General features: G+C 57.7%; 2 protein-coding genes and 1 pseudogene. 2 read left to right on the top strand and 1 reads right to left on the bottom strand.

The window, feature by feature from the left end; translation table 11 throughout:
- On the top strand, positions 1-423 hold a 423-nt coding region (locus FXB41_RS03480), incomplete at its 5' end, for a tetratricopeptide repeat protein (protein WP_512699618.1).
- Between the two features lie 105 nt (positions 424-528).
- Here the strand turns inward: FXB41_RS03480 and FXB41_RS41880 are convergent.
- Positions 529-639, bottom strand: a pseudogene (locus FXB41_RS41880) (autotransporter outer membrane beta-barrel domain-containing protein); the annotation flags it as partial.
- A 362-nt stretch (positions 640-1,001) separates the two neighbouring features.
- Here FXB41_RS41880 and FXB41_RS03475 point away from each other — a divergent pair.
- Positions 1,002-1,589, top strand: a complete 588-nt coding sequence (locus FXB41_RS03475; protein ID WP_007595372.1) for a phasin family protein — start codon at positions 1,002-1,004, stop codon at positions 1,587-1,589.
- Positions 1,590-2,464: the final 875 nt, after the last annotated feature.

The raw sequence follows: 2,464 nt of genomic DNA, 5'->3' as shown, positions 1-2,464 counted from the left end.
GCTGAGGCTCACGCGCAAATCGGCGGCGCTAAGTTGTACATGGGGCGCGGAGCGCAGACGGTGACTCATATCAACGAAGCACTTCGCCTGTCTCCTCGTGATATCTTCGGCCATCGATGGCTCATGATAGCCGGCTTTGCCAAGCTGCAGCTTAACGAGGATGCTGAAGCAGTCTGCTGGTTCCGCCGCAGCATCGAGGCCAATCGAAATGACGTGAACGCACATTTCGGGTTGGCTGCTGCGCTCGCGTTGCTTGGCTCGCTGGACGAGGCGAAAGCTGCTGCAAAGGCGATATTTGCGCTGGTTCCAATCTTCACCATCCGCCGCTTCCGAGATGGAGCTTGCAGCGATAACCCAATTTACCTCGCCAAACGCGAGCGTGTGTATCAGGGCCTGCGGCTGGCGGAGGTGCCGGACGGATGATGTCCGGTTTCCCGCTGAGCGACCGACTTCCGGTCCTCGCCTGCGTCGGGACATGTCGCTGCACTTCGCAACTGGCGCTGTGGGTCAACAGCGGAAGTCGCGACGTTACCAAGCATATCGGGCGTAGCTGCGCGTCACGTTGGAGAACTCCCCTTCGAAGGTTGCGGCCGTAGACCAGCCGGTGATCCATTTCATTTCGGCGGACCCGGTCAGCAGCCGCCTGCCGTCCGCCGTTGACCACAAATCTCGTCCGGCAGCGTCTGAAACTGGCGTCCATGGCGCTGTGCTCGCGGTTGGTCAGCAGCACGCGCCCGATTGGAGCCTAGGTGCGAAACGTCAGTTCTCCTGACTGTGGCACGGCAGCGCGCCTATCCACTTGAGGCAATGGTCCATCGCACCGGCTGGCTCTAACCAACTCCACGGATCCATTGGTGCTCCACGCTCGGCCGAGCCGCACGTGAAATCTCATTCCTTCCGGAACGGACGTAAACTGACCACGTTTTTTTTGCTTAGGATGCCGCTCTGATTAGGGAGCCGCAAAGCACCCCGAAAATGCCCGTGAGAGATGGAGAAGGACAATGGCCCACGAACGCCACGAGAACAGGGCTACCCATAATCCAGAGGATAAAGCTTCTCGCGCTGCCGAGAGAGCAACTGAGCAGACCCGGCGCATCGGATTGGCCGCGGCTGAGACAAACGAGCAAGTAGTGAAGACAGGCGCCAATCTTGTACAGCAGAATGCAGAGATGTTCCAGAACACGTGGCGCTTTGGCCTGGATATGATGACGGCGATGATGGGGCGTTCAGCAGATCACATGGGCAGAGCCCTTGGTGTGTCTGGAGATGAAGCTCAGGATGCGACCAAGAGATCTGCCCGGAACGCTGAGAGCATCCTCTATTCGGCCACAGCAATGAGCAAAGGTCTGAACGATGCTTCTCGAGAGTGCCTTGAGCTTGCGCGATATCAGATCGAGAGGAGCATGAAAGGAATGAGCGAACTTTGGCAGTGCCGAACGCCTCACGACTTTGCAGCGATGCAGACTGATTTGCTGCGGGAAAGTTTGGAGCGTACGCTACAGAGCAGTCGCCGGATCGCTGACGTTTCGGTGAAGGCGGTGGATGACGCCGCAACACACATGACCGAGACCATGAAGCGAGCAGCCTGATTTTAATTCGAGCGAAAATCAGCGGCCGAAAATCCCGGCCGCTGATCTGCTCGTTGACCGTAAGTCGGGAGGCGTTCGAGGGCACTGGTCATATTTAGATGTCCCGTCAAGAAATTCAGGCAAGGTCGGTCAGCCTTCGCGGTGATCCGCGAGACCATCCGGGAGATGGACAAGGTCGCGAATCGGCTTGAGGCGACGAGCTGCGCCGATGTTAGAGGACCGCTGATCGAGCCCTGTCGCTCAGAATTCCCGGGGCAAGGTTCATGCTCAGGAATTCCACAACACAAGGTCGCGAGGGCGAAGCACGTAGGGCCGGACGACTGGTCTAACACCCGATCTGTAGCGCCCATTGGCGTCAATCCAATTCGGCTCCGAGTTCCGCTCCGGGTCATGAATGTCGATTTGAACCAGCGCCGATAACGTCCGGATTGCCCCCGAGAGCCGACGTCGAGCCAAGCGTCTAGCGCGGACAAAAAGGGCCGGCCAATACCAGAAATCATTCCGAACGGTGTTTGCTGATCCAATCCGGGTTACCGCGCGGGCACGTTTGGGCGCTACGTCTCCAATCGTCTGAAAGCCGACGCAGGTTCGGACTTATCGGCTTGAGAATGGCCAACCTCATTAACGAGGAAGTCATCATGATCGATGTCCAAGAATCAATGAGAACGTCTCGAAGCACGTCCGTGGAACAAGGGAAAGATCGGCGGCGTAAATCCCCGCTTCGCCCAAAGTTGCGTGTCCTCTCCTTTCGTTCAAGCCGAGATGGGGCTGACTTCGTGATCAATCCGGAAGCCATAGCATTGCAACGTTAACGCCGCGCGAGCGGTAGGTTCTTTGACCTTGTCATTTGCGGTAAAAATCGACAAGGAGATCGC

The sequence above is a fragment of the Bradyrhizobium canariense genome (genome assembly GCF_019402665.1).
Classification (GTDB): domain Bacteria; phylum Pseudomonadota; class Alphaproteobacteria; order Rhizobiales; family Xanthobacteraceae; genus Bradyrhizobium; species Bradyrhizobium canariense.
The sequence above is the reverse complement of the archived record's forward strand: the minus strand, read 5'-3'. Positions and strand labels throughout refer to the sequence as shown.